The organism is Conexibacter sp. W3-3-2 (assembly GCF_009707605.1).
Classification (GTDB): Bacteria; Actinomycetota; Thermoleophilia; order Solirubrobacterales; family Solirubrobacteraceae; genus Paraconexibacter; species Paraconexibacter algicola.
The window spans coordinates 111,193-137,607 of record NZ_WLYW01000002.1 but is presented as its reverse complement, the minus strand read 5'-3'; the positions used below and the strand labels follow the sequence as shown (position 1 = coordinate 137,607).

Below are 26,415 nucleotides of genomic sequence, written 5' to 3'. Positions count from 1 at the left end.
CCGGAGAACTCCCATGAAGGCCCAACTCGCCACCGTCCGCCCCATGTACTGGGTCCTGCTGGCGATCGCCGCGCTCGCGATCGCGGCGACGCAGCTCACCGGCGGTGAGGACTCCGCCCCCGCCACTCCAGCCACGCCGCCCGCGCCTGCGACCGCCGCCCAGCCCACCACGGGTGCAGCGGTCGCCGCGGCAGGCGGGACCGCCACCGCGGTCGGACAGACCCCGACCGACCCGCTCGCCGAGGCGATCCGCCTGGCTGAGCGCAGCGCAGCGCCCGTTCCGGCCCCCGCGGCCAGCAGCTTCCGCGGCGCCGCCCCGATCACGGTCGTCGACGATCCCTTCGCCCGAGGCGCGAAGTTCAGCAGCGCCCAGGCCAGCGGGCAGTAGGCACCCATGACCACCACCGTCGCGCCCAGGCCCGACGCTCGCCGCGAGCGCGCTGCCATCACGCTGCGCTCCCGGCCCGCCGCCTTCATCCCCGGGATCCCGCCGGGCTGGACCACCGAGCAGGTCGAGACCGTCTTCGACCTCTACCACGTGACCCGCCCGCGTCACGAACTCGCCCAGCAGCTCGGCATCAGCGAGACACAACTCCGCACGATCGCCGACCTCTGGGGGCTCACCCGCTTCGACCGCGAGGTCTCCCACGAACCCGCCACCGAGTACTGCGGACGACCGGTCTCGACCGACGAGATCAACGACCGCTACGACGGACGAGACGAGCGCTACCTGAGCCTGCTGCGCGAGGATCCCGACGTCACCGTCTTCACCGACGCCGACCGGGAGTGCCTGCGCCGCTGGTGGAGCCGACTGCCCGCTTGGAAGATCGCTCTCGTGCGCGGGCACACCGAAACCGCCTGCATGGTCGAAGCCCGGCGCCTGCGCCACGCAGACGGAACCCCCGTGCGCCACGCCGCGCGCGCCTACCCCCTGCGCAAGAGCGCGCTGTGGCTCGGACTCGAGGAAGCCGAGCTGCTGCAGCTCATCGTCGAGACCCGGCCGGCCGGCAAGCCCGTGGTGCTGCCGACCGCCCGCGGGACGGAGCCCTACGTGCTCGCCGACGCCCTGCGCGGCATGCTGGCCCAGCGACTGTCGCTCGTCGGCGGCGAGCGCGACGCCGACGCCTGGTTCCTCGCCGAGCTGCACCTCAGCGCGCCCCACCGAAACGCCTCGTGTGAGGACTGCGTGTTCCGCGCCCACGACCGCACGTGCGCGAACGTCGAGCTCCCGGCCATGCGCGGCGCCTTCTGCGATCCGGCGATCAACGGGCCGGAGTGCACCCACCGCACCATCGACGCGCCCGCCGCGCGCCGCCGCCGCTGAACTCCCGCCCCGCGACGCCACGCCCTCACCACGGCCAGACCCGCCCCTGAAGCGGCGTGCGCCCCGGGCCCGCGCGTGCGACATCTGCGCGCCGCCGCGCCCGCGGCGGCATGGCGAGCGCGGAGGTCCGCGCGGGCTGGTGGGAGCCATTGCACCGGGGTGGGATCCCGGTGGGCGTTGGTGATTCTCTGGCGGCGCGAGCCCGCGCTCGCTGTTCAGAACCCGCTCGCGGGACCGACTACCGAGGCGTGAGCTCGCCGATCTTCAGCCCGCCTCCCCCGCCCTTCAACACCCAGCCGCCATCGGAGCGCGCGCTGCCGATGGAGCAGCAGCTGCAGGCGGTTCCGCGGCCGCACCGCAGCGTCTTCGCGGTGCTTGCGCTCCACGCTCCCGACGACACCCGGGACGTCACGCTGCTGGACATGATCGTCGTCGGGCTCCCCCACCCAGCCGGCGATGACTCGCCCAGCGCCGCCGCCCACGCCGCCAGCGAGCACGCGCTCGACGTGTACCGCCGCCCGGTCGAGCTGCGCTACCTGGACTCCTTCCGCGCGACGCTGCTGCTGCGCGACGAGGAACGCGAGGTGATGCGCCGCATCTGGCAGGCCACGGTCACCCAGCGACGCCCCTTCACCGTGACCGCCGACGACCGCAGCATCGGCTACTCCCAGCGCCTGCAGCACCTTGGCGTCGTGCGGCACGTCGACGTCGAAACCAACCGGCCCCAGCGGCTCGAGCTCACGCTCATCGGCGAGACCCTCCTGGACCAGATCGGCTACGCCGCCCCCGTGCTCACCGGCAGCGCACTCAGCGGCTCACGCCGCTACTGACCCCAGAAAATCCCCAAACCCCCCATCCAGCGTGGGGGCGTGAGCGTTGAAGATTCGAGCAATCTTCAACGAAACTTTCGCGCTGCGGCCCAACTCCGTCATCGCGGTCCTAACGTGGATCGCATGACCGCTTCCCTCCTCACCGCGCGCCCGGCGGAGATCACGTTCTCCCGGCACGCGGTCCCCTACCAGCCCGCGCGGCACGTGTGGGTCGACGGCATCCGCTTCACGACCCGCCGCATCGTCGGCTTCATCCGCCCCGGCCAGCTCTGGTACGACGCCCAGCACGCCTACGCGATGCTCGTCACCAGCGTCGACCTCGACCACGGCCGCGTCCAGCTGCGCAAGGGCCTGCGCGGCAACGGCTCGATCGTCAACCTCGACGCCCGCCGCATGGTCGGCATCGTCCCCAAGGCCCGCGGCCGCTACTTCCTCCTCGAGGACCCCCAGTGCGGCACCCCGGTCCCCCACTACGCCTGCCCGTCCTGCGGCACCCTCGTCCGCGCCCGCCCCCACGCCGCCCGCGCACTGCTCTCCTGCGGCTGCGACCGCGAGCCGGTCCGCATCTACACCCGCGACGAGCTCGACCGCGCCCTCGCCGACGTCGTCTCAGAGTCCGGCAAGACCGACCGCGTGTTCACCGCCAAGCAGGCCAACCTGATGGCCGAACGCGCCTACCAGGACGGGCTACGCGACGCCGCCAACCGCCGACGGTAACGGCAGCACAGGTTCACCTGCCCAGCGCCGGCCTCCGCGCGGGAGCGAGATCCGCACCGCGCACGGCCCCGGCCGCCCCGTGAAGGTCGCGCCCCAGCCGGCGGCCCGCCAAGCGGTCTCCTCGGGGCGCGCTCTCGGCTAGGAGGGTTTCCGCTACGCAGGATGTCGCTTGAGGTGCTGGCGCGACCGCGAGCCGTCAGCGAGCACCGCCCGGATGACCCGGGAGCGCGTGAGGCGTGGCTCGCCGGCGCGCTGGATGGAGTTGCGCAGCACGTCCAGGGAGCGCGCGCGTTCGGCGCTCAGCTCGAAGCGAACGCGGACGCCTTCTCGCGGGGCGCCGACCTGTGCCGCGTTCTCGTCGAGGGCCTGTCGGACTGCGTCACTGGGGGCCTGGAGCAGGGCGTCGATGAGATCGGTCCAGCCCTGGGGGCCGTCGCTCTGGGGGAGCAGCGTTGCGTAGTGGCGGAAGATCTCGATCGAGACCATCACCTCGGCGCGCGTCGTGGTCCCGGTTGCAAGTGGTGGTTGCGGTCGTGGAGGGACGGCGCGCGCGTCGGCGGGCGGGCTTGCCGGGAGGGCCGGCGCGGGGTGGCGCGGGACCAGCGTGTTGGGCAGCGGCCGCCGACGTCGACGCTCCGTGCGCATCGTCGACGTCAGGCCGCCAGCGTTGCGCGCTGGCGGAAGTCCGGCATCGACATCGGCTCGACCGGCACGCCGTTGGCCATGCTGATCACGCGGTGGGCGAACTCGGTGTAGTTCCAGCAGACGTTGGTCGCGGGACGGCTGGAGGCGTGCCGCTCGGGCTGCCACGTCAGCGGACGGGCTGACTCCCCGTCGGCCATCGTGTAGGCCGCCTCGCGGACCCGCTCGGTCAGCGCCGTCCAGCCGAGCATCGGAAGCGGGAACTCGTCGCTGAGGTACTGCTCGAGCTCCATCATCGTCAACGTCGTCTCCCGCAGCATCTGCAGGATCACGCCGGCGGCGGGCTCCGGCTTGCCGATGGCCTGGCGCAGCAGCCGCGCGTCCTCGTACGCGCGCAGGACGGCGTCGATGTCGTGACGCTGGGTGCCTGACGGGATGATCAGCGTGTCGGCGAGCTCCAGCGCGGCCTGGACGAACGGGTCGTAGGTCGACGGCGGGGTATCGAACAGCACGACGCCCGGCGTCCACGCCGAGTCCGGCTCGGCGAACTCCTCGACGATCTCCTGCAGCCAGGGCCGCGCGGAGTCCTGGCCGTCGGCCACGATCTGCTTGCTCAGCAGACGCAGCGAGGTGTCCGACGCGATGACGCGCACGTCGTCGGACCAGGGCGTCGGCAGCGCCGACGCGACCGCGTCGAGATCCGGGTCCTCCAGCAGCGCCTCGATCGACCGGCCGCGGATCGCGGCGTGGTCGAGCCCGAGCTGCACGGCGGCGTTGGCCTGGCTGTCCAGGTCGATCACAAGGACGCGCATCCCGACCCCGGCGAGCACGCCAGCGAGGTGCGTCACGCAGGTGGTCTTCCCGACCCCGCCCTTGTTGGAGTGCACGGCGATCAAGTTCATGCGCATGACGGTAGCTTCGACACCGGACCGAAGATCCCCTTTCCCCCAAACCGACGGGGTACCGGACTCCCGCGCCCGCGATCGTGCCGAGTCGTCACGTGCCTCCCCTAGCCTGCCGTCCCATGGCCCGCAAGGAACGACGCTCCGTCACCCCCGTCCGTCAGCTGCACTCCGAGACGGTCACCCGCGCGACGTCCGTCGCGAGCCGCACCGTCGCCAAGGGCGAGCGGATCGTCGAGCTCCCGATCGGATCGGTCCACGCCGACCCCGCGCAGCCACGCCAGCAGTTCGCCGGGATCGACGAGCTCGCGCTGTCCGTCGGCAAGCACGGCGTCAAACACCCGCTCGTCGTTCGGACGCACCCCGAGATCGCGGGCGCGTTCATGCTCGTCTCCGGCGAGCGACGGTTCCGCGCCGCGGCGGCCGCCGGTCTCGCGACCGTGCCGGCGCTGGTCCGCGATCACGAGACCTTCCTCGACGCGGTCATCGAGAACGTCGCGCGCGAGCGGCTCTCGCCGGTCGAAGAGGCGCAGTCCTACCAGCGCCTCAAGGACGAGCACGGGATGACGCAGGCCCAGATCGCCGAGTCTGTCGGCCGGACCCAGAGCGCCGTGAGCAAGACGCTGCGACTGCTCGAGCACACCGCGACCGTCCGGGAGTTCATCGACACCGGGCAGATGTCGGCGTCCGACTCGCTCTACCTCCTCGCCATCGAGGACGCGGACGTCCGGGACGACCTCGCCCGCGGTGCCGTGCGCGAGGGGTGGAGTCGCGCCGAGCTGCAGCAGCAGATCGCGCGCTTCGCCCAGACCGAACCCCGGGCGCCTCGGCCCGGCCGCCGCGGCGCGAGCGCCGACCACCGCGCCGCCGCGACCCGCCTCGCCGACCGCCTGACGGACCGGCTCGGCGCCGAGGTCAAGGTGGCACCGCGCGGCGAGGCGGGATTCGCATTCTCCTTCGTCGCCAGCGATCCCGACGAGGCAGCGCGGATCGCCGCGCGCCTGGGCGTGCAGGACGCCCTCTCGGACACCGACGACCTCTAGGGCGCAGGAGGCCCGGGTCGCGGCCCACGAGTTGCGCATGCGCAACTCGGACCGCGGGCGGCCCGAACCGCCGTCCGGGGCGATGGAGTTGCGCATGCGCAACTCCGACGACGCCGCCGCTGAGGCAACCGGCCCGGCCCCAGGCCGTCGACGACGGCTCGCAAGGAGTTGCGCATGCGCAACCCGGCGACCGGGCGCCCGCGCTCATGCGATGACCCGTGACCCGGATCCGGGGCGGGATGCGCAGTCCGTTGGCACCCTGCTGCCGTGCTTCCCGATGCGCCACCGCAGCCGAGCTCGCGCGCCCTCCTCGAACTCCGGGAGGCGCTCGACAGCGGCACGGTCCCGGTTCGCCGTCGGCGACGCGCGAAGCGACTGCTGCGACTGCCCCCAGCACTCCACGGCGAAGCTGCCGCCGACCGCGTTGCGTCCGCACTCCTGGAAGGCGAGCCCAATCCCCCCATCCGCGCCGTCTGGTCCTCGCCCTGCGGACGGCACTGGGTTGCCTCCTTCGAGTTCGACCCCCAGACCCACCCGCGCCTCGCCGGGATCCCCGGCGCCCGCTGGGCCCGCGATGAGGCGCACTGGACCGGGCCGATCACGCCCGCCAGCGCGAAGGCGCTGCGGTCCCTCGTCAGCGAGCCCGACCTGGGAATCGCGATCAGCGCCGCCGACAGAGCCCTACTCGCCAACCCCACGGTGCGCGCCCGGCCCGCGACCCGCCTGCAACTCGCCCGCGAGACGCAGATCACCGCCCGCCCGGCCGACGGTCGTGCCCGATCCGCGCTCGAGGACCTCGGCTTCCGGCCCGTCCGCGACGACGCTCTCGCCTTGGACCTCCCCTTCGACGCGCGCGAGCTCGCCGTGCTCGCCCAGCGCCTGCAGGACCTCGACGTCGACACCGACCCCGATCTCACGCGTCGGCTGCGCGACCCTACGCCGACCGGGCACCTGGTGGCCCGCGCGACCACGCTGACGCTCGAGGCGGCCTACTCCGAGGACCTCCTTCGCGCGCTACGGGCCCTGGGCTCCGCGGCCAGCTGGAACCCGACGAACAAGACCTGGACCCTGAAGATCAGCGACAGCTCCCGCGCGGCCGTCCGCCGCGCGCTCATCCGCACCGGCCCATGGCGCGCAGATCGCCGCACCACCGCCCTGCTCCACGACCCGCAAGCACAAGCCGCGACGCCGACGCGCACGCGCCGAACGCCCGACCAACTCCCGCCGATCGGTCCCGGCGGGATCCGCGCCCTCAGCGAGGCGACCGCGCACCCCAACCCCGCGGCGCCGGCAGCCCTGCGCGAACTCCTCGACTCCCGGCTCGCCGTCCAGTCCGCGGAGCACCAATGGGTCGGCGCCCACTACATCGCCGCAACGGGCGCCGGGCTGCTCGCCGACGACCAGGGAGCGGGGAAGAGCCTCACCGCCATCCTCGGCCTCGAGGTCGCCCGCGCCCTCCCCGCGCTCATCGTCGTGCCGTCATGGCTGCGCGCTGCATGGCCACGCGAGATCGCCGCTGCCCTCCCCGACCGGAGCGTGCGAACCATCGCAACCCGGACACCGTTCACCTACAACGGCGAGGACTACCTCGTGGTCACCGCCGACGTCGTCGCCGACCACCTCCCCACGTTCACCTCGGTGAACCTCGGCGGGCTCGTCGTCGACGAAGCCGAGTGCCTCATCAACCCCCGCGCGCGCCGCGCCCAGGCGATCCGCGCGCTCACCCGCAAGGCCGATTCCCCCGTCACGGTGCTCATCACGAGCACCCCGGTCCGCCGACGCCCAGCAGACCTCGCCAACCTCCTCAGGACCCTCGGGCACCTCGACCGCACCTTCGGCGGCTACGACACCTTCGTGCGCACCTTCCAGTCGAGCCGGCCGGTCCCGACTCCCGGAACATCCGGCGCGGTCCGATGGGTGCACGGCACGGCGCAGCACCTCACGGAACTGCACGAGCAGCTCCGCGCCGCGGTGATGATCCGCCGCACCACCCGCCAGCTCATGCCCGAGCTCGGCCCAACTCAGCGCCACGTCCTCTGGCTGCCCAACGCCCACGATCGGGAATGCCAGGCAGCAAACGCCGCGCTCGCCGCCGTCCTCGCCCGAGCGATCAACCCCGAACAGCTGCGCGCGCTTCGCGCCCACGCGCGAGATGACGCCGACCTTCTTCTGCGCGCTCGCGCCGCGGTGCGCCGCCGTATGTCCCCCGCGCACCACGCCCAGGCACTGCTGCTGCACAGCGAACTGCGCAAGCTGATCGGGCTCGGGAAGGTCCCGGCGATCATCGACCTCCTCTCCGCCCAGTCGCCCATCGCCAAGACGCTCGTGTTCGCCAAGCACGTCGCAGTCCAAGACCGCCTCGTCCGGGCCTTCCCAGACGCGGCGCGCCTCACCCACGACGTGCGCGCCGGCCGCGAGGCCGAACACGTCGACCGCTTCCAGACCGACCCGAACTGCAGGCTCCTGATCGCCGGGTTCGAGAAGGGCGCCCGCGGCCACACCCTCACCGCCGCCACCCACGTCGTGTTCGCCGAGCTCGACACCATCGCCGGCGTTCACGAGCACGCCGAGCGTCGCGCGCACGCACGACTGAACGACCCGCACCCCATCACCTCGATCTGGGCGCTGGCCGACGGCTCCAACGAGCAGCGACTCCTGGCGATGCTCGGCCGCCAGCACGCCCTGCTCCAAGCCGTCAGGGACGGGATCCCGCAGCCCCCCGGCACCGACACCGACCCCGACCTCGCCTCCGCCAACATGCTCGCCTCCCTGCTGTGACCCGCGAAGTCCGACGCGCACCTAACGGCCCTGGTCGCCACCTCACCGCCGAGGACCCCAAGTCCCTGCGCGCCGCCGCCGGGCTCCACGGCCCGCGGTCGACCGTCCCGGACCGCCGTCGCGACCTCGCCTGCGACAACGCGTACCGGCGCAACCTCCTGCTCACCCTCCGCCACGAACCCCAGACGGCGCTGCGGTTCCCCGACCTCACGCCCCAGGAGCGCACGCGCGCGCTGCTGGACGCGCTGCATGCCGCAGGCTGGCAGCCCAAGGCCATCCCGTCCCTCGTCCACGTCACCGCCCGCGCTGCGCTCGCCGCCCTCGACCGCGGCCACAGCCAGGCGCAGCTCGCCGCGCTCGTCGACGCCGGCCGGGCCGTGCGCCTGGCGATCCCGGTGCTCATGCTCGGCACGCAGGGCATCGTCGTCCCCGGCCTGGGCGTCGCCGTCAGTGCCGCCGCGCCGGCGATCGCGCGGCTCCGCGATCACGACCAAGCGATCGGGTTCCTCGACGAGACCCGCGCCGTCAGCGGCGACGTCACGCCCAACCTCTGCTTCCTCGCCCGCCGCGCGCCGCTCCTCGCCGCCGGGCCGCCCGCGCGAACCGGCCGATCCGCAGAGCTCACCGCGGCACTCGCAGCGCAGCTGCTCCCCGCCCCCGCAAACGGGGGGAAAGGGGATTTCTGAGGCGGCCGCGTCGCGGAGCGCGCGACGGGGGAGAAGACCTGCGCGCGCCAGCCCACACCGCGCTGCATGACCCGGCAGAGGACCCCGACCGGCGCCCGCGCCAGGTGGCCGCCCGGCCCGGCGACCGAAGCGCCCCCGGTCCGCGCAGGGGCCGAGCCCGATGGCGGGTGGCTGCCCGTGTCAAGGCGCCGACGGGCTCGTCGCCGCGGGGAGGTGAACGGGCAAGCGCGCGGCGATCACGCAGCCGCGTGCGAGCGTGCTGACCCAATGGGAGCTTCAGGTGCTGCGTGGATCAAACCCGCGACGATCGCTTGGGGGTCGCGTCGGCCGACCGCTGAGCCCCCGGTTCACCCGCTCCGGATCAGACCAGGCCAGCGATTCTGGCCGCGGGTGGGGGAGAGCAAGCTCCCGTTCTGCGTGCGCAAGGTCACCGCGGTGACCGCCACGGTCCGCGTCGAAGCACCCGAGCCCTACGACACCACCTACCCGGTCACGCGCCTCCTGACCACCGACAAGCACGGCCACGGACGCCACGTCCAGTTCCTCGGCTTCGCCCAGCGCCGATTGAGCACCCACCTGCTGATCGTCCAGCGCGCCGAGAGGATGGCGCGACTCTGCGCGCCCGAGTGGGACCCGCGCGTCCCGATCGAGTACTTCGACCGCCTCCTGCCCGCCGACGCCGCCCCGGGCACCTGGATCAGCGCGAAGGCGAACCTCGGCGCCGCAACGGCCGCGCGCCTGGCCCTCAGCGACCTCACCGTCGCCCCGACGTTCGACCCGACCGGCGTCCTGCCGCCACCCGCCGTCACGCCCGTCCAGCCGGACCGCCCGCGCCAGACACCCCCGACAGGACCCGGGTGCGGAGACATCGTCGCCCTGCGGGACCGCGACACGATCGACCGCATGCTGCGCGAGGACCGCCAGCACGGCCTGCAGTTCACCACCGCGTCGGTGTTCTTCGGCGGGCTGCGACCACAGATCAGCCCGGGCGGCCGTCTCTACTTCGCGCGCGACCGCGACGTCGTCGGCTACGTCGACGTCCTCGCAGTCACGCTCGAGCCCCGCGGCGCGCGCGTCCACGGAGGCCCCTTCCAACCCGTTCACCTCTCCAACCAGCCCACACTCCACGAGGTCACGATCGGCCCCGGAGGAGGAGGCGCGGTGGTCAGCGGCACCTCCGGATGGGCCTGGCGATCCTGGCTGCGCTCCGAGGAGCAGCCGCCGCCCACCGAGCCGCTCGTACGGTCACCGGCATGACCCGTCCGACGCGCCCCCAGGCGATCGCCGCGACCATCACCGCCCTCAGCCTCTTGGCGATCGCCTACTTCGCCTTCGCGGGTGACCCGGCCACCCCCGAACCGTCGAGCGCGAAGTCCCGCGCCCCGCGCGCGGCCGGCACCGCTCCGGTGAACGGCCTGAACCTGCGCCAGACCGCCTACATCCGCTCCGGGGACGGCCGCCGCGTTCGGACCTTCCAGGTCCGCACGCTCTACGGCTTCACCGACAAGGACACCTACGAGCTCGAGCTCGTCGTCGGAGCAGCGGGCAACACCAAGCCCTCCCGCGTCCCGATCAGCCGCATCGAACTGCTCACCGACAAGGGCGCCGTCCCCGCAACCCCGCCACGCACGCCCGACTGCCGCGCACGAGCAATCCGCGACACGCCCGTCCCACCCGACATCGCCCGACCCGCCTGCGTGTCCTTCGCCGTGGGGAAGGACCGCGCGATCCGCGGCGTGCGCGTCACACCCGGGCGGCGCCAGCCCGATCACCTGGTCACCGCCGAACCGCGCGGGCTGAGCACACCTTGCGCGTAGCGTGGCGCGGCGACCAGGTCGAACCCGTCGCGGGCCGACCGCAACCCAGCAGGAGGCCCGAGCAATGCCACGCATCACCCGTGAACCCATTCCCACCCCGCCCAGCCAGGCTCGCCGTGTCAGCGCCGACCGGTTCGAGGAATGGGGTGCCCTGGAGCTCGACGTCCAGGACATCAACCACCGGCTCGAGCTCGTCCAGGAGGAGGACTTCCCCGAGGACACCTACGACCGCGTGAAGGCCTGCGCCCAGGAGTTCGCCGCCCGTCACGGGCGCTTCGTCGAGTGGGGCCTGCTCTACACCGGCGAGGTGCTCCCGGGCAAGAAGGGCGAGCCCGACGAGGACGCCTACAACGGCATCTGGCTGCGCTTCCCAGGCCCGCAGGACGCGCTGCGCCCCAAGTACCGCCGCGTCCTCACCAAGCACCTCGAGGACCAGCCGACACCGGGCCAGGCCACGACGGACAGCCCGCCGGTCGCCCCGGTGGCCGCTGCGGCGGTCGCCGAGGCCGCCTGAGCTCATGCCGACCGGGCCGCTCGAGTTGCTGGGGGACGTGCTGACCAACCCCTACGACAGCACCAGCACGCTCCTGCCGTTCGGCGTGATCGCGTTCGTCCTCATCCTCCTCGTGGTCAACGTCCGATCCCGCAGGACCCCGACGCGGACTCCCGACGGGCGGCCGATGGCCGCCCGCGGGGAGTTCGAGGCAGACCGCCGCGGCTTCAGCGCGCTGCAAGCCGCCAGCAGCAACGTCTACGTCGCCCCCTGGACGCCCAGACCGACCACGGCGAGCACCGCTCACGCGAGCATGGCGGACGCGGCATGAGCTTCAGCGAGGCGCACTACCCCGGTCGCCCACAGGAGCCGATCCCGGCGCTCGAGGTCGCTGAGCGCGACCTCGAGCACCTCGCACTGCTCGGACTCCGCGCCCGCGCACGGCACCGCGTCCAGCGCGCGCTCGCGCCGCACCTCACCGAACTCGCCCGCACCGCCGGCTGGTGGGCGGCCCTGGACGTCCAGATCGCCTCCACCCTGCTCGACGGGATCCTCGCCGGGCCCCGCGCGCTGATCGTCGTGGAAACGCGCGGACGCGACTGGTCTCTGGACGATCTCGCCGTCGCCCAGAGCAAGGCAGCCCTGCTCTACGACAGCCTCAGCACCTACGTCCAACCGATCTATGCGGTCGTCGTGCTCACCGAACGCGACGACGCACCACGACTCTGGACCGACGACGACGGCGCCAGCGCCTTCGTGATGGGCGCCTCCTGGCTGACGCACTGGGCAACCGCCGAGCACCGCGGCGGAATCCCCGCCCACCAGACCCGCCACCTCAACGCCCTCGGAACCCTGGACCAGGCCCACGCCCTCCTGGAGCGCGACAGACGCCACCGCGAGCTCCGCGCGCGCTGACCGCCGGCGCGCGCGAGCCGTCAGCTGACAAGCTCGCGCTGGAGGCGTCCGGCGAGGTCGGAGAACCGGTCGGCTCCCAGCGGCGTGCTGGCGCTCTGCGCGATCGCGGCCGGATCACCGACCAGGACGCAGAGCTCGCGCGCGCGCGTGATCGCGGTGTAGACGGCGTTGCGCGACAGCAGGCTTCGGTGGGTGCCCGCGGCATGCACGACCACGACCGCAACGGGAACCTCAGCGCCCTGCGCCTTGTGGGTCGTGATCGCGTAGGCGGGCTCGAGGGAGCCGCATCGTGAGAACGGGACCTCGAGCGTGCGGCCGTCCTCGTCCAGCAACACGACGCTGTCGCCGGCGGGGCTGCGCACGCAGTCGATGACGACCGCGGTCTCGCCGTTCATCATCGACAGCTCGTAGTCGTTGCGGGTCTGGATCACCCGATCGCCGATCCGGATGTCCGCCCGCAGCCCGCTGATGGGCGGCGCCTCGGGGTTCAGGCGTCCTCGCAGCGCTGCGTTGAGCTCCGTAGTTCCTGCCGGGCCACGACGGGTCAGGGCGAGGACCTGGATGTCGTGCAAGGGGTGCAGGTCGTAGGTCACGGGCAGCCGCTGGGCGACGAGATCGGCGACCGCGCCAGCCAGCGAGCTTGCGGTCGGATGCTCGAGGACGAAGCAGTCCTGCTGCTCGGGATCGATGGTGTGCGGGCGCGGGATCGCTCCACGGTTGATCTGCCGCGCCGCCTCGACGATCGAGGAGGTCTTGGCCTGACGGAAGACCTGCGTCAAGCGGACCGTCGCGACCCGGCCGCTGCGCAGCAGGTCCGCGAACGGCCTGCCGGCACCGACCGGGGGCAGCTGGTCGACGTCGCCGACCAGGACGAGGTGCGTTCCGGCGGCGAGCGCCTGGAGGAGCTGCGCGAACAGCTGCAGGTCCAGCATCGAGGCCTCGTCGACGACCACGACGCGGTACTCGCGCAGCGGCGTGCGACGGTCACGCCCGGGGCGGTTCTCGCGCGCGTTCCACTCCAGGAGCCGATGGATCGTCATCGCTTCCAGGCCGCTCGACTGCTGGATGCGTCGGGCCGCACGCCCAGTCGGAGCGCACAGCGCCAACGCGCCGCGCGGGCTGACCGCCTGGGCGAGGGCGCGCAGCGTGGCGGTCTTGCCCGATCCGGGCCCGCCGGTGATGCACGACACTCCCTGCTGCAAGGCTTGCGCGACCCCACGCTGCTGCTGCTCGGTCAACGTCACGACGTCGCCGGCGGCTGCGCGGCTGGCGGGCTTGAGCGGTCGTCCGCAGGCCAGCAGCATGCCCAGCTGCTGGGAGACTGCGCGCTCCAGCGCGAATACCCAGCCGAGATAGTGCCGGTCGCGCTCGACCACGATCGAGCCCGCACTTCGCAGTCGGCCGACCACGGCTTCGTCGTAGCGGCCGCTGAGCGCCTCGACGCGCCGACGCAGGACGGACGCGGGGAGGTAGACGTGGCCTTCAGCGAACGCGCCGCGAAGCACGTGCAGCACCGCGGCGCGGTCGCGCCTGGGATCCTCCCGGCCGACGGCGAACTCGCGCGCGACGCCGTCGGCTGCCTCGAAGCTGATCCCGGAGATCCGGGTCAGGACGTAGGGGTCACGCGCGATCCGCTGCAACGGGTCGGAGGGGAGCGCGCGGAGGATCGCCCGCTCCTTGCTGCGTAGCCGGTGGCGCAGCAGCAGGAACCGCAGCTCGCGGTGCGCCGGAAGCGCCCGCCAGGCCCGTTCCAGGGCGCGGGCCTGGGTCTCGGTGATTGCAGGGATGGTCCGTGCGACCGCCGCGGGGTCGCGGTCGAGCTCGGCGATGACCGCGTCCCCGAACCGCGCGATCAGCTGGCGAGCGCGGACGGGTCCGACTCCGGGGAGCTCGCACAGCACCGAGCTCAACTGATGCACGGGGTCGTCGGCGCCGACGGAGAAGCGCAGCACCCGCAGCTGCTCGCCGTGGCGCGGATGCTGCTCGAGCAGCACCTGCGCGTCCAGGGGGTCCCCGGACGCAGGCCCGTGAGGCCCGGACCGACCGCGGTCGTCTCGATCCCGTCGCGACGAACCGAGAGCACCGTCATCCGCCCATCGGGGCTGGACCAGCGCGTGCGCTGCACGACGAGCCGACAGCGCAGGACCTCAAGGCCCGCGTCGACCGCGTCGAGCACGGGGTCGACGATCTCCTCCAGCGCCAGGTGTTCGGCGGCTTCCTCCTCGTAGACGGCGTCATGCCCGCCGCGCTCGGCCAGCTCCAGGGCCCACGCGTCCAGGGCGTCGTCGTCTGGCAATGCGGCCGCTTCCATCACCGGCGCACGCTAGTCGCGGCCTACGCGCAGACGACAGGCTCGGACCCGCACACCAGCAGCGAGGTGAACGCCAGGCGAACCGGACATACCGCGAGGCGAGCCATGAGGTGAACAGTGTCGGGGTCAAGGTGAACAGGGAGAGGTGAACAGGGAAAAAGGTGAACCCGGGGGAGGGGAGAGGTGAACCGGGGGAGAGGTGAACGGGTGTGTGGTGAACGGGAAGTGGTGGTTGGTGCGCGGGCGCCTGCCACCGTGCGCGCCTCGATGACCCGAACTCACCTGTCCCGTCTGCTGGCTGTGGCCGCCGCCCTCGTGACTGTCGGCTGCGGCGAGGAGCCGCGGGTTCAGGACCTGCGCACCGAGATCGCGCAGGCCACCGACTCCGCGCTCGCGGCCGCGAAGGAGGCGCGCGGGAACCTCGCCGGCTACGTGGCGGACGGCCGCAAGCTCGCCGAGGAGCTCGGCGCGCGGGCCGACCGTCCCGCCAGGGCCATCAGCCCCAATGCGACCGTGCTGCGCGTCATCGACGGCGACACCATCGAGGCGTCGGTCCGAGCCGCCCAGCCGACGCCGCGCACCCTCACCGCGCGTGTGCGGATCCTCGGGATCGACACCCCGGAGGTCCACGGCCGTACCGAGTGCGCCGGTCAGGCCGCCTCCCAAGCGCTTCGCGCGCTGCTGCCTGCCGGTACGCCAATCCGGCTCGAGGCCGACGAGGGGCACGAGCCCGCCGACCGCTACGGGCGCCAGCTCGCCTACCTGGCCACGGAGAACGGCGCGGACATCGGCGCCGCGCAGCTGCGGGCCGGCCTGGCGACCACCCTGTTCGTCGGCGAGCGGCTGGACCGGGCCGCGCTCTACACCGCCATCGCCGACGAGGCGCGCGTGCAACGCCGCGGCCCGGTGCACCAGGACTGCCAAGGCGATTTCCATCGACCTCTGACCGGCGAATGAGCGATTTCCGACGAGCCTTCCGCGCGGGACTGATCCCGTCGCGTCGCGAGCGCATCGAAGCCCGCCGCTTGCTGCACAGCCAGACCCGCGGCTTCGCTCGCCCGCGCAACACGCTGCCCGCCAGCTCCACCGTTCTGCTGGCGCACCTGGTCGCGGCCGCCGCGCTGCTGCCGCTCGTGCTCGTGGACCTGATCGGTGGCCCTGAGCGGGCCGTCCTGGGCGTCGGGGTCGTGGTCAGCGCGCGTCTCGCCGCGGCCCGGCAGGCCACCCGCCGTGGGTGGCACTGGAGCCACGGGCCGCGCCTGGTGCTGCCCGTCGAAGGCCACGTCGCCTTGGCGTTCCTCGGCGTCCCGCTGATCGCAGGGATCCTGGCCCTGAGCGCCCTCGTGGTCCGCGACCTCGCGGTCCTGATCGTCCCCGCCACGGTGCTGCTGTGGCACTACGCCGACGTGTGGCGGCTGCGCGCGAGCACCGGCTACGGCTCCCCGGTGACCGAGATGTCCTACTACGAGGATTCGGTGTGAGAGAAAAAAGCGTGAAATCTGTGCGCGCTCCCGGCATGATGTGTGACGTGATCGATCTCGATCTCACCGCAGCGCGTCATGAGGCCGTCCGCTTCGAGCCCAGCGAACGGTTCGCCACGCTGGTCTCGACCCGCCAGTGGCTGCGCCTTCGTCGCGCCTGGGACAAGTTCGTCGACCTCGAGAACTTCCCCTACGGCCTCGAGGACTTCCACGAGATGCTCAGCGGCCTGACGCTCGATCTGCGCGCGCAGTTCATCGAGGCGTTCTGCCTGGCCGCCGACGACGAGGACTCCATGTTCACCGCGATCGGACGCGCTACCGCGATGACCGTGGTCGCGGTCGACCCGCAGTCCGTCGACGCCACCGACGCACGCGAGCTGCTGGCGCACGCCGAAGGCCTGCCCGCCGACGACGGCGACGTCGATCCGCGGCTCGCGTTCCTGCGCTCCGAAGGGCTCGCGTCGTGATCGAGCGTCTCCACGACGCAGCGTCCGCGACGCAGCGCGAGTACCACGAGATCACCCAGCGTGCCGAGCAGATGCTGCGGATCGAGTACCCCACGGTGCACAGGCAGGAGTACGCCGACATCGTGCAGGAGGCGTGGGTCCGGGTCACCGACCAGCGCGCCCGCCAGGAGATCGAGCATCTCCGCGCGTACTTCCTGACGACCGTTCGCTCGATCATCCGCGACCGCGACGCCAAGAAGAAGCTCCCGACGGTCCCGATCACCGACCGCGGGACCCAGGGAACCGCAGAGCCTGCCAGCAGCGAGGAGGCGATCGGCGAGCAGGTCGCCAAGCGTCAGGAGCTGCGGATGCTCGACGAGGCGCTCGGCCGCCTCCCCGCCCAGCAGGCGCGCGCCATGCGCCTGAAGTGGTACGCGGACATGAACCCGATCGAGATCGCCGAGCACATGGGCATCTCCGACCAGGCCGCCCGCTCGTTGCTCAAGCGCGGCAACGCGGCGATCGCCGCGGTCCTCGTCGCCATCCGTCAGGGTTCCGTCTGCGAGATCCCTGAGGTCCGCACGCTGATGCTCGCGCTCGCCGACGGCCGCCTTGCCCGCAACAGCGACCGCTGGCGTCAGGCCGTCGAGCACGGCACCAGCTGCACCGCGTGCGCGCGTCTGGTCCTCGACCGCCGCGCCGAGCTCGCCCACCAGCAGTGCACGCCGCGCGCGGTCCCCACCGACCAGTCCTCGGCTACCTCAACGGGCGAGCCGCCTCGCCGGGCGCGATCCGCGCTGCGGCTCGCGCCCGCCCCCGAGCCCCCGCCGGGCCGCGCCGCCCCACCGGGCGACACACGCCGCAGATAGTCGTACCGGTCACGCCAGAGCCGCCCCCCAGGGCGGCTCTTTCGTTGCGCCCGCGCGAGGCCGTCCACCACTGCGTTCACCTCCGTGCTTGTCGCGACCGCGCATCCGCTGCGCAGGTCGTCCGTACGGTCCGCGCCGCCCCGTCCCTGCGGGGCCAACCAGGACCACGGAGACCGACGCGACATGCACCAAGACGACGACCCTCTCGCCGACAGCAGCGACGACTTCGGGCACTTCGACGCCCTGCAGCCGTCGGTGACCGACGCGGCCACCGACGCCGACTGGCACGACCAGTTCGCCAAGGAGGCGCTCGCCGCCAACGCCACCGTGACGCCACCGTCGGCCGCCCCGGAGCCGGTGAACCCGCTGCAGACCCCCGACCCGATCTACGAGCAGCTGCAGGAGATCCCGCAGGGGCAGCCGGACGCCGGCCCGGCGCCGGTCGAACCGTTCACCGGCCCCGACCCTGACCCCGTCGAGCCAGGGGAGCCCACCCCGGAGAACGCCGACGATCCGCCGGCAGATCCGCCCGCCACACCCGACGAGCCGACCGCTGACACCCAGGACTGGGACTTCGACTTCGGCTTCGACGCCGAGGACCTCACCCCGCCGCCGGCCCCGCCCGCCCCGTCGGCGCTGCGCCCCGCTCCCGAGCCCGAGGCCCAGCGTCGACCGTCGGCGGGCATGCTCGTCGCGTTTGTCGCCGCCGCGCTGGTGGGGGTGCTGGCGCTCACCGCGATCAAGTCGCTGGGCGGCGGCGAGCCGCCGGCAGCCGCCACCAGCGCCGCCGAGCTGCAGGCGCCGCCGGCCCAGAAGACCGCCGCACAGCCCGCGGCCGCGGACCGCGCTGCGGCCGCGCTCGAGCGCGAAGCCCAGGCGCAGGCCGCCGCCGACCGCGCCGCGCAGCGCGCCGCCGCCAAGAAGCGTGCGGCCGCACGGGAGCGGGCGGCGGCCAAGCGCCGCCGCGCTGCCGAACGGCGGCGCAGCGCCGACCGCCGCGCCGCGCGGCGCGCAGCAGCGCGCCGCGCCGCCGCCAGCCGTGCACGCGCGCCCCGAGGGGCCCCGTCCGTCGCCCCCGCCGCGCGACGCGCCCCAGCGCCCGCCGCCCCGGTGGCTGCCCCGGCTCGTCGCCCGGCCAGCCCGGCCCCGGCTCCGGTGCGTCCCAGCCCGGCCCCCGCGGACGAGTTCTCGTTCGAGGGCTGAACCCGACCTTCCCCACCACCACCAACAACACGAGGAGCCACACCCGATGCAGTCCAACCCGTCGATCCAGCTGCCCAACAGCGGCAGCAGTCTCATCAACCGCGTCAGCGACGCGACCGCCGCGGCAAGCGTGCTGCTCATGCTCGCCCTCACGGCGCTGTCGGTCGGGGGCCCGCGCTTCCTGCTGGACGCCATCGCCGGTGATGGCGGCGGCAGCACGCCGTCCAACGACACCCAGGTCGGCGCCGTCAACGGCGACTTCGCCAAGGACGGGGATCTCGGCGGCGTCTTCTCCGGTCTGCAGAACCTGACCGACGCCATCGTCAGCAAGATCTGGATCCCCGCCGCCATCATGCTGCCGCTCTTCATCGGCTACGCGCTGTGGTCGCTGGTCTTCTCCAGCCGCAGCGGTGACGGCGCCCGCCGCGCGGGCGTGGCGATCATCGCGCTCATCGGCCTCGCCAGCCTCGGTCAGATCGCCGCCTAACGGCCAAACCGGCACGGGGCGGGCGTCAACGCGCACCGACACCACGACGACGTGACGCCCGCCCCGCGCTCCGCCCCCTGACCTCCCACCTCCCCGGAAGCCCTCTTCATGCCTCTCGTACTCGGCGGCCTCGCTCGCGTCGGACTGGGCCTCGCGGGCCTCGGCGCCGCCGGCGTCGGTCTCAAGGTCGCCGGCCTCAGCCTCACGAAGATCCTTGAGGCGATCTGGTCGTTCGTGATCAGCAAGCTGTTCACCGCGCTGATCCCCGAGACGGTCTCCGAGAGGTTCGTCAGCTACCTCATCAGCCAGCCCAGCTCCGTCACCCAGGGCGTCGCCGACGGCGGCGCCGTCGTCTCAGCGATCGCCCTCGCCCTGATCGGCCTGACGCTGAGCGTGGCGATCGCACAAGGCTTCTACCTCGCCACTGCCGAGGGCGACATCACCCGCGCCTTCGACGCCATGAAGCGCGGCGTCCTGGCCGCCGCTTTCGTCCTGGCCTGGCCGACGGTCGCTGGCTGGATCATGCACGCCTTCGCACTGGTCGCCAGCGGGCTCATCGTCACCGACGAAGTCGAGCGCGCGGTCGGCGGCCTCATCGCCGCGATCGTCGGCGGCGGGCTCGTGGCCGCGCTCACCACCGGAACCCTGAGCATCCTCATCGCGCTTCCGTTGGTCATGGCCGGCGTCGCAATGGTGCTCGGCCTGTTCATCTTGAAGGTGATGGTCACCGCCGGCGTGTACGTGCTCTACATCGCCATGCCGTTGGCCATCGCGCTCTACCCGATCGAGCGTCTCTCCTTCGTCGCCTCGTCCGCCCTGAAGGCCTTCATGGGCCTGCTCACGATCCCCCTGGTCTGGGCGATCTGCTTCCTGACCTTCGGGGCCGTCCTGGGCAGCAGCGAACGCGTCGGCGTCGACCTCAGCGGCGCCCGCGCCTACCAGGAGGCAGCCGCGCAAGCCCAGCAGCACCTGCCCCAGGAGCAGCGCAGCACCGAACGCTGCTCCGACGACCCGTCTGCCCCGTGCCGCCGCGAGCAGCGACGCAACGGCAACCCCGCCACCTTCCAGTCGCTCGCCGACGGCAACCCCGCAGCCCTGCAGGACCGCGCCCGAGCGTTCAGCTGGCCCGGCGGCCCCGTCCCATGGGCCGCCCAGAACACCGCCGCCAGCGCCCTCATGACCGGCACCTCGCGTTACCGCGCCCTGACCGCCAACTCCGCCCAGAAGGCCGCCCTCGCGCGCGCCGCCCGCACCACCACGACCGCCGCCCCGCCGCGCACCGGCGGTCTCACCGACTTCGGCTTCGGCCAGCAGGCCTCCGTCCTGAGCGAGTTCGCCGCCATCGACCTGTCCCGCATTCCCAGCGCCGAGGAGGCCGACCAGGTCGCGCGCGCCGCCGGCGCCGACCTCACCCGCCTGGGCCACCCTGCCGAGGCCGCGGCCGCCGCCCGAGCCGCCGCCGACGCCGCGCGAATCCGCCGCGCCAAGCCCTCCCAGACCGAACCGGCCGACGGCGCGCGCCTGGACCGCAAGCTCTGGCCGCGCCGCACCGGCGCACAGACCGCCCTCTGCCAGCGCTTCGGACTCAGCGTCCCCGTCTGCGCCCAGATCAACAGCCCCAACACGATCGTGCGTGCCTGTGCCCGACAGGTCGGTGTCCGTGAGCCAGCGTGCGACCGGCTGCGGTTCGTCTGGGCCGACCAAGAAGACCTGCGCGATGGCGTGCGCGACGGCATCGGCGAACCGCTCCCCGCGCCCATGCGCACCGCCGTCAGCCCCATGCAGCTGCTCTGGGGCGGACCCGCCAGCGCCCAGCAGACCCGCGCTCTGCGCAACCTGGGCGTCCTCACGGCCCTGACCGTCAAGCCCGCCAACTCCAAGGCCGTCGGTGACGCCACCCTGACCATCGCCAGCCAGCTGCAGCTGCTCACGCGCAAGATCCGCGTCGCGTTCACCGAGATCCCCGAGCTCGAGCGCTACACCAGCGATCGACCCGGCACGCGCAACGACGCCGCCTCCGCTGAACGGCGCATCCGCGAAAACCAGGAACGACGCGAGCGCGAGCGCGATCGCGTCGACAACATCCCCGCCGCGCGCGCCGAGATCACCGAGGACGTCCGTCGGCTCAACGCGCAACTCGGGCCGCTGATGAACCGCTGCTCCCAGTACACCGCCGGACCCTTCTGCTCGCGCGCAGAGATGTACGCCGGGTGCGCTGCGCTCACCGCCGACAACCCCCGCTGCCGCAGCGAACTGGCCGCCTGGGACAAGGCGCTCCTGGCCGCAAGCAGCGCCCTGCGCGCGACCGACCGCGAAGACCAGGCACGCATCAAGGCGACCGGCAAGCTCTTCCGGTCCTCGCTGACGGCCAGCGAACGCCAGGACGTCAAGGAGGCGGCCGCGGCGGCCGCGCGCCGCAACCCCGGGCCCCAATCGGTCAACGTCATCGGCCGCCGCAACGCGCGCGACAGCTGCGGCGCCGGACTGCGCGCGACCCGCTCGGGCTGCCAGGACGCCGAAGAGGCCACCCGCGACACCATCGCCGCCTGCGTCAACGACGCCACCGTCGCTCGCGCCCGCGAGGCCGCCTCCGACTCCGAGGACCCCGGACGCGAGGGCGGGGGAGGCCAAGATCCCGACAGCGAAGATCAGCAGTCCAAGGACTGCGAGGCCGTGACGCTGGCGCTCACCGTTCTGGCCTCCGGCATCGAGGCCACCAAGGACGGCCTGAAGGATCTCGACGATGAAGTCGCCGCCACCGTCCTGCAGGTCGCGGACTCCGTGCGCCTGATGATCAGCCAGGCCACCGACACCTTCGACATCACCGATCCGGTCCTCAAGGACGGTGGGGTGGTCTTCGCCGCCGAGAACAGCATCTTCGACACCGTCCTGTTCAAGCCGCTGGTCGCCCTGGCGCTGCTCTACCTCTGCCTGCGACTGCCCGCACGCCTCATCGACATTCTCATGGTCGTCCGGGGCCCCATGAGCGGGACCGTGGGCAAGACCATCCAGTACGCAGGCATGCGCGCCGCAAGCGACGTCCTCGGACGCGCCGCCGGCGTCGGCATGGCCATGCGGACCGGCGGCGCCGGAGGTCCGGCCGCGGGACCCGTGCGCCCACTCGGCGGCGGACCGATCGGCGATCCCGGTGGCGGAGCGGCGGCCACCCCGGTCGGCGCCGCAACCCGGAGCATCGCCGACCGTCTCGACGGCCTCGGCAAGACGCGCCCGGCCACCGCGCTGGGAGCGCTCGGCAACGCCCTCGCCGACCCGCCCGGACGCGCTTGGATGGGTGCCCGCGCCCAGAGCGCCAACGCCGCCGTCCGCGTGCCCGCCCAGGGCATCGTCGGAGCCGGCGCCGCCCTCGCACGCTTTCGTCAAGCCACCACCCTGGGCTCCACCGCCGAAAGTCTCCGCGCGTTCGCGGGCGCCTACGACGCCCGATACGGGGGCCCGCAGGCCGGCCCCGCCGATGCCGTGCTGGCGAAGATCGGATCCGGCACGCAGGGCGCCGGTGTCGTCGACGACATCATCGGCAGCTACGACCCGGACGCCCGCGGGGTCGCACCGCACCGCACGGCCCTGGACCAGGCCATCCGCGCCACCGGCATCTCCCGCGAGCAAGGAGACGCCTTCATCGCTGAGCACGAGCGCCGCATCCCCGCGAGCGAGCTGCGCCACAACCAGGCCGTCACCGCCGCGCACGAGATGCTCGGCGCGGCGGACTCCGTCGATCGCCGCGGCGTCCTGACCGACGTCGCGCAGCACGGCGTGTCCACCGGCGCAAACGCCCTCACCCCGGAGCGCGTGCGCGATGAAGCCGTCCTGGCCCGCGCGAAGGTCTCCACGCTCAGCGCCTCCCCTGAACGCGACAACTGGCAGCGCTACGCCGACTCCCTGGACCAGTTCGCCGGGACCCCGCCGCTGCGCCGCGACGCCACCGTCATCGCGACCGACCGTGCCGCCCGCGGCGTCGATCTCAACGACGCGGTCGGCCCGGCCGTGAACCCCAAGCGCCCACCGCTCAAGCCCAAGGACCCGCGGCGCCCCAACACCGGACCGCAGTACGGACTGCCGGTCCAGCCCGCCCACGAGCCCGCCGCGCCGGCCAGCCCACCGCGCGACAAGGTCGCCGAGGTGCTCGAGCCCCGCAACCCCTACACCAGCTAGCGCGCGAGGTGAACGCAAACCGCAGGCCGCTGCACAGGCGGGTCCTACGGTCCCCGGCATGCGTGTCATCCCCGCATACCGCTACCTCAACGACGGCCTCCGGCTCGGACCGCTCACGCTCGGCCAGTGGTTCGCCGTCGCCTTCTCCGCACTGCTGGGCCTCGTCTGGTTCGGGGTGCTCAAGCCGCTCGCCGGAGCCCACATCGCAGTCAACGCCGGCATCGGGATCTACGTCTGCGGCGCACCGGCCGCGATCAGCATCGCCAGCCACCACCTCGAGCTGAGCGTCACCACCACGCTGCGCGCGGCCTGGCGGCACTACACGCAACCGCGCTCGTTCGTTCCCACCGACGCGGTCACCGCGACCGGCTACAGCCTGCACCGCGACATCGACACCGACGCGGCCCGCGCCCGGTCCATCGGCAACGCCGAGGACCTCGACCTGCTCTTCGACCACTGAACCAAGGACCCTGATGCTCCGCTCGCTGCTCGACGCCCCCCGACAGCTCGCTCGCCCCGCCCGCGACGAGACCCCCAAGCCGCAGATCGTCAAGGCCCACAAGCGCAGGCTCGCGGCCGCCGGCGACCTCGTGCCGGTGGAAGCCATCGACCGATCCGGTCTGGTCATCACCAGCGAAGGCCAATTCGTTCGCGTTCTGGAGGTCCAGCCGCCGAACACCTCCGTAATGCCGGAGACCGACGTCGACATCCTGCTTGAGGGCCTGCGCAACATGATCGGCCGCCTCAGCGCCGGACAGACCGTGCAGATCTACACGGAGTCCCGGCCCGTCGCCCTGGACCGTGTGACGGACCCACTCACCCAGGAGATCGCGCGGATGCACGGCGAACCGCGCGAAGCCGTCGAGCGAGACGACCGCTTGGGCGTTGCGCGCTGGCAGCTCTACAGCGCCATGCACGAGGGCCTTGACCGCTGGTCCCTGAGCGTCGCCGCCGTTCGCTTCCGCACCTACGTGGTGTGCCCGTTCACCCCCAGCGACGGCCGCGTCACCAACGGCATGCGCTACATGCTCACCGGCCGCTTGAGCACCGACCGCGCGCCGCTGAACCGCCGCATCGACACCCACCGTCGCGCCGTGCAAGAGAGCCTGGCGCACACCAACGGCCTGCGAGCCGAGCTCGAAGGCCTTGGTCTCCCCGTCCGCCAGCTCGCCGGCGAGGAAGTCGCCGCGCTGCTGTGGGCCCGCTTCAACCCGTCCATGGCCGACAAGGGCCATGACGCCGGCAGCCTCAGCGCCGAGATCCTCACCGACTTCGACGGGCCGATCAGCGCCGATGCCGCCAAGGAGAGCGCGGAGCGCCTGAAGTCGCTCATCGCCGGCTCCGCCGTGGACTTCAAGCGCAGCGTGAAGCTCGCCTACGTCGACGACGACCTCGAGCAGACCATCTACACCCGCACGACCGCCAGCCAGACCATGCAGCAGTGGCTGACGGCCGCGATGTCCTCCCCGCAGCCGTTCATCAGCAGCCTCTTCGTCCATGCACTGGACCGCACCCGCGAGCAGCGCCGCGCCAACCGCAGCTACAAGGTCCTGTGGGGCGCCAACCGCACCCGTGTCGGCGCGCCCGACGTCGACCGCATCCTCGAGGAGCAGGAGAAGGCCGAGCAGGTCGCGACCATGTCCAGCAGCCCGCACGAGACCAACTTCGAGATCTCCTACTACCACACGGTCCGCCAGCCCGGGCCTCGGCCGAACGCCCAGCAGCTCGCCGCCACCGTCGCCGAAGTTGCCGAGACCATCAAGAAGCACACCAACATCGCCATCGGCAAGGGCGAGTTCGAGCAGTTCGACCTCTGGACCGCCAACCTGCCGCTGGGACGCGACATGCCCCGCAAGACCCGCAAGTACGGATCGACCAGCGCGGCCTCGATGATCCCGATGAGCGCCAGCACCTTCGGATCCCCGGGCGGCTTCCCGCTGGGCTACAGCGAGCCCATGCGCACCATGGAGAACCTCGACCCGTTCGACCGCGCCCACCCCAACCACGTGATGCTCGTCAACGGGCAGTCCGGCACGGGCAAGACCGCGACGGTCAACCTCATCCTGCAGCGCTGCCTGGCGCTCGGCGCCCGCGGCGCGATCATCGACCGCAGCGAGGGCCACTTCAAGCTCCTGACCCAGCTCGTCCCCGGCGCCCGCCACATCACCCTCGGCGCCCCCGACGAGACCGGCCGCATGCCCGCCCTCAACCCCTGGGACGTGGCCGACCCCGCGAGCGTCACCGCGGAGAAGATCGCGTTCCTCGTGCAGCTGCACTCGCTGCTGATCAGCGACCGCTGCAGCGGCATCATCACGGCGTCGGATCGCAGCCATCTCGACCAGGCGATCCGCAACGTCTACGCCATCAGCGCTCGCGCACAGGAGCGCATCCGCCGCCTGCGCCAGGAGTACGGACCCTCCCAGGACTCCGAGGACCTGCGACGCCTCACCGCCCTGGCGCAGCCGCGCGAACGGATGCTGCGCGACGAGCTCATGCGCATGGCCCGCGAAGCCGCCGAGGATCCGACAGGCGGGCAGGCGGCGCGCGAGCTGCGCGCCATCGCCCAGCGCCTGGAGATCTACTGCGACGGCAAGTCCTACTCCTGGCTGGTCGACGAGACCTCCAGCATCGACACGCAGAACCCGCCGCTGGTCGTGTTCGACACCGCCAAGATCCCCGGCGAGGTCCTCACCCCGGCGATGTTCATCCTCGTCGAGTACGTCCAGGAGCTCGTCGCGCGCAACCACGCGATGAGCCGACAGGCGACCGTCGCCGGTCAGTCCGGCGCCTTCGCCGGCAAGTTCTTCCTCGTCATCGACGAGGCATGGCACCTCGCGGCCAACCCGGCCACCGGCGAGTACCTCAACTGGCTCGCCCGCCGCTCCCGCCACACCCAGATGCTGCTGGTCGTCATCACCCAGCAGCTCACCGACCTCACGCGCACCCCGGAAGCGATCGGCCTGGTGCGCAACAGCAGCATCCAGCTGTTCCTGCACCAGACCGCCGACGAGCTCGAGAAGGTCCGCGAGGTCCTCTCACTCACCGACGCCGAGATCGCCCGCATCCACCGACTCAAGACGCTGCGAGGCCACCATGCCCGCGCCTACATGATCAGTGCGCGAGGCCGCGGCGAACTGCTCCTGCTCCAAGGCGAGCGCGAGCTGTGGATGACCACCAGCGAGGTGCCCGAGATGGCGCTGCGCGACGAGATGATCCGCCGCTGCAACGGTGACCCCTGGCGCGCCATCCACGCGCTCGCCAAGTCCCACCCGCTCTCCGCGGCCGGACGCTGAACCCCACC

The 26,415-nt window shown here is 72.6% G+C and carries 25 protein-coding genes; 21 read left to right on the top strand and 4 right to left on the bottom strand.

The window, feature by feature from the left end; all coding sequences use genetic code 11:
- The first annotated feature begins 13 nt into the window (after positions 1-13).
- From GKE82_RS23900 to GKE82_RS23885, 4 genes are all read left to right on the top strand, one after another.
- Positions 14-388, top strand: a complete 375-nt coding sequence (locus GKE82_RS23900) for a hypothetical protein (RefSeq protein ID WP_154735454.1) — start codon at positions 14-16, stop codon at positions 386-388.
- A gap of 6 nt (positions 389-394) precedes the next feature.
- Entirely contained in the window at positions 395-1,324 is a 930-nt protein-coding gene (locus GKE82_RS23895; protein ID WP_154735453.1) for a hypothetical protein, read from the top strand.
- 248 nt (positions 1,325-1,572) lie between these two features.
- Complete coding sequence (locus tag GKE82_RS23890) at positions 1,573-2,154, top strand: hypothetical protein (protein ID WP_154735452.1); 582 nt, start codon at positions 1,573-1,575, stop codon at positions 2,152-2,154.
- A 123-nt stretch (positions 2,155-2,277) separates the two neighbouring features.
- Positions 2,278-2,871: a zinc ribbon domain-containing protein gene (locus GKE82_RS23885; protein ID WP_154735451.1), complete on the top strand. Its 594-nt coding sequence runs from the start codon at positions 2,278-2,280 to the stop codon at positions 2,869-2,871.
- Between the two features lie 153 nt (positions 2,872-3,024).
- Here the strand turns inward: GKE82_RS23885 and GKE82_RS23880 are convergent, their stop codons facing one another.
- Together GKE82_RS23880 and GKE82_RS23875 are read right to left on the bottom strand one after the other, a co-directional pair.
- Positions 3,025-3,357: a hypothetical protein gene (locus tag GKE82_RS23880; protein ID WP_154735450.1), complete on the bottom strand. Its 333-nt coding sequence runs from the start codon at positions 3,355-3,357 to the stop codon at positions 3,025-3,027.
- Positions 3,358-3,524: 167 nt separating this feature from the next.
- Positions 3,525-4,415: a ParA family protein gene (locus GKE82_RS23875; RefSeq protein ID WP_196189440.1), complete on the bottom strand. Its 891-nt coding sequence runs from the start codon at positions 4,413-4,415 to the stop codon at positions 3,525-3,527.
- A 122-nt stretch (positions 4,416-4,537) separates the two neighbouring features.
- On the opposite strand from GKE82_RS23875, the gene GKE82_RS23870 reads away from it, so the two are divergent.
- The 8 genes from GKE82_RS23870 to GKE82_RS23835 all read left to right on the top strand — a co-directional run bounded on the left by GKE82_RS23870 (position 4,538) and on the right by GKE82_RS23835 (position 12,147).
- Positions 4,538-5,458: a ParB/RepB/Spo0J family partition protein gene (locus tag GKE82_RS23870; protein ID WP_154735448.1), complete on the top strand. Its 921-nt coding sequence runs from the start codon at positions 4,538-4,540 to the stop codon at positions 5,456-5,458.
- 267 nt (positions 5,459-5,725) lie between these two features.
- Positions 5,726-8,236, top strand: coding sequence for a DEAD/DEAH box helicase (locus GKE82_RS23865; RefSeq protein ID WP_154735447.1), 2,511 nt, complete (start codon positions 5,726-5,728; stop codon positions 8,234-8,236).
- On the top strand, positions 8,233-8,922 hold the full coding sequence (locus tag GKE82_RS23860) for a hypothetical protein (RefSeq protein ID WP_154735446.1): 690 nt from the start codon (positions 8,233-8,235) through the stop codon (positions 8,920-8,922). The genes GKE82_RS23865 and GKE82_RS23860 overlap by 4 nt, the downstream gene beginning before the upstream one ends.
- A gap of 390 nt (positions 8,923-9,312) precedes the next feature.
- The gene (locus GKE82_RS23855; protein WP_154735445.1) at positions 9,313-10,179 is read left to right on the top strand and encodes a hypothetical protein; all 867 of its coding nucleotides are present in this window, start codon (positions 9,313-9,315) and stop codon (positions 10,177-10,179) included.
- Positions 10,176-10,739, top strand: a complete 564-nt coding sequence (locus tag GKE82_RS23850; RefSeq protein ID WP_154735444.1) for a hypothetical protein — start codon at positions 10,176-10,178, stop codon at positions 10,737-10,739. Before GKE82_RS23855 ends, GKE82_RS23850 begins: the two co-directional genes overlap by 4 nt.
- A 64-nt stretch (positions 10,740-10,803) precedes the next feature.
- Positions 10,804-11,253, top strand: coding sequence for a hypothetical protein (locus tag GKE82_RS23845; protein ID WP_154735443.1), 450 nt, complete (start codon positions 10,804-10,806; stop codon positions 11,251-11,253).
- Between the two features lie 4 nt (positions 11,254-11,257).
- Positions 11,258-11,563 (top strand): hypothetical protein, encoded by a 306-nt coding sequence (locus GKE82_RS23840; RefSeq protein ID WP_154735442.1) that lies wholly within the window; start codon positions 11,258-11,260, stop codon positions 11,561-11,563.
- The gene (locus GKE82_RS23835; RefSeq protein WP_154735441.1) at positions 11,560-12,147 is read left to right on the top strand and encodes a hypothetical protein; all 588 of its coding nucleotides are present in this window, start codon (positions 11,560-11,562) and stop codon (positions 12,145-12,147) included. The genes GKE82_RS23840 and GKE82_RS23835 overlap by 4 nt, the downstream gene beginning before the upstream one ends.
- 20 nt (positions 12,148-12,167) lie before the next feature.
- Here GKE82_RS23835 and GKE82_RS23830 read toward each other — a convergent pair whose 3' ends face one another.
- Both GKE82_RS23830 and GKE82_RS23825 read right to left on the bottom strand, forming a co-directional pair.
- Positions 12,168-14,141, bottom strand: coding sequence for an AAA family ATPase (locus GKE82_RS23830; RefSeq protein ID WP_154735440.1), 1,974 nt, complete (start codon positions 14,139-14,141; stop codon positions 12,168-12,170).
- Positions 14,054-14,458 (bottom strand): hypothetical protein, encoded by a 405-nt coding sequence (locus tag GKE82_RS23825; protein WP_154735439.1) that lies wholly within the window; start codon positions 14,456-14,458, stop codon positions 14,054-14,056. The genes GKE82_RS23830 and GKE82_RS23825 overlap by 88 nt, the downstream gene beginning before the upstream one ends.
- A gap of 183 nt (positions 14,459-14,641) precedes the next feature.
- Here GKE82_RS23825 and GKE82_RS23820 point away from each other — a divergent pair, with 183 nt between their 5' ends.
- From GKE82_RS23820 to GKE82_RS23780, 9 genes are all read left to right on the top strand, one after another.
- Positions 14,642-15,415, top strand: coding sequence for a thermonuclease family protein (locus GKE82_RS23820; RefSeq protein WP_154735438.1), 774 nt, complete (start codon positions 14,642-14,644; stop codon positions 15,413-15,415).
- A gap of 68 nt (positions 15,416-15,483) precedes the next feature.
- Entirely contained in the window at positions 15,484-15,939 is a 456-nt protein-coding gene (locus tag GKE82_RS23815; protein ID WP_154735437.1) for a hypothetical protein, read from the top strand.
- Positions 15,940-15,986: 47 nt separating this feature from the next.
- Complete coding sequence (locus GKE82_RS23810) at positions 15,987-16,406, top strand: hypothetical protein (RefSeq protein ID WP_154735436.1); 420 nt, start codon at positions 15,987-15,989, stop codon at positions 16,404-16,406.
- Complete coding sequence (locus GKE82_RS23805; RefSeq protein WP_154735435.1) at positions 16,403-17,254, top strand: sigma-70 family RNA polymerase sigma factor; 852 nt, start codon at positions 16,403-16,405, stop codon at positions 17,252-17,254. Before GKE82_RS23810 ends, GKE82_RS23805 begins: the two co-directional genes overlap by 4 nt.
- A 183-nt stretch (positions 17,255-17,437) precedes the next feature.
- Entirely contained in the window at positions 17,438-18,457 is a 1,020-nt protein-coding gene (locus tag GKE82_RS23800; protein ID WP_154735434.1) for a hypothetical protein, read from the top strand.
- A 46-nt stretch (positions 18,458-18,503) separates the two neighbouring features.
- Positions 18,504-18,944 (top strand): hypothetical protein, encoded by a 441-nt coding sequence (locus GKE82_RS23795; RefSeq protein ID WP_154735433.1) that lies wholly within the window; start codon positions 18,504-18,506, stop codon positions 18,942-18,944.
- 108 nt (positions 18,945-19,052) lie between these two features.
- Complete coding sequence (locus GKE82_RS23790; protein ID WP_154735432.1) at positions 19,053-23,114, top strand: hypothetical protein; 4,062 nt, start codon at positions 19,053-19,055, stop codon at positions 23,112-23,114.
- A gap of 58 nt (positions 23,115-23,172) precedes the next feature.
- Entirely contained in the window at positions 23,173-23,574 is a 402-nt protein-coding gene (locus GKE82_RS23785; RefSeq protein ID WP_154735431.1) for a hypothetical protein, read from the top strand.
- 13 nt (positions 23,575-23,587) lie between these two features.
- Positions 23,588-26,407: a VirB4 family type IV secretion system protein gene (locus tag GKE82_RS23780; RefSeq protein ID WP_154735430.1), complete on the top strand. Its 2,820-nt coding sequence runs from the start codon at positions 23,588-23,590 to the stop codon at positions 26,405-26,407.
- Positions 26,408-26,415 lie beyond the last annotated feature (8 nt).

Coding starts and splice junctions, on each gene's coding strand:
- GKE82_RS23780 (WP_154735430.1), top strand. CDS start 23,588: ATGCTCCGCTCGCTGCTCGACGCCCCCCGACAGCTCGCTCGCCCCGCC.
- GKE82_RS23835 (WP_154735441.1), top strand. CDS start 11,560: ATGAGCTTCAGCGAGGCGCACTACCCCGGTCGCCCACAGGAGCCGATC.
- GKE82_RS23880 (WP_154735450.1), bottom strand. CDS start 3,357: ATGGTCTCGATCGAGATCTTCCGCCACTACGCAACGCTGCTCCCCCAG.
- GKE82_RS23870 (WP_154735448.1), top strand. CDS start 4,538: ATGGCCCGCAAGGAACGACGCTCCGTCACCCCCGTCCGTCAGCTGCAC.
- GKE82_RS23790 (WP_154735432.1), top strand. CDS start 19,053: ATGCCTCTCGTACTCGGCGGCCTCGCTCGCGTCGGACTGGGCCTCGCG.
- GKE82_RS23840 (WP_154735442.1), top strand. CDS start 11,258: ATGCCGACCGGGCCGCTCGAGTTGCTGGGGGACGTGCTGACCAACCCC.
- GKE82_RS23850 (WP_154735444.1), top strand. CDS start 10,176: ATGACCCGTCCGACGCGCCCCCAGGCGATCGCCGCGACCATCACCGCC.
- GKE82_RS23900 (WP_154735454.1), top strand. CDS start 14: ATGAAGGCCCAACTCGCCACCGTCCGCCCCATGTACTGGGTCCTGCTG.
- GKE82_RS23800 (WP_154735434.1), top strand. CDS start 17,438: ATGCACCAAGACGACGACCCTCTCGCCGACAGCAGCGACGACTTCGGG.
- GKE82_RS23875 (WP_196189440.1), bottom strand. CDS start 4,415: ATGAACTTGATCGCCGTGCACTCCAACAAGGGCGGGGTCGGGAAGACC.
- GKE82_RS23825 (WP_154735439.1), bottom strand. CDS start 14,458: ATGGAAGCGGCCGCATTGCCAGACGACGACGCCCTGGACGCGTGGGCC.
- GKE82_RS23795 (WP_154735433.1), top strand. CDS start 18,504: ATGCAGTCCAACCCGTCGATCCAGCTGCCCAACAGCGGCAGCAGTCTC.
- GKE82_RS23785 (WP_154735431.1), top strand. CDS start 23,173: ATGCGTGTCATCCCCGCATACCGCTACCTCAACGACGGCCTCCGGCTC.
- GKE82_RS23885 (WP_154735451.1), top strand. CDS start 2,278: ATGACCGCTTCCCTCCTCACCGCGCGCCCGGCGGAGATCACGTTCTCC.
- GKE82_RS23895 (WP_154735453.1), top strand. CDS start 395: ATGACCACCACCGTCGCGCCCAGGCCCGACGCTCGCCGCGAGCGCGCT.
- GKE82_RS23845 (WP_154735443.1), top strand. CDS start 10,804: ATGCCACGCATCACCCGTGAACCCATTCCCACCCCGCCCAGCCAGGCT.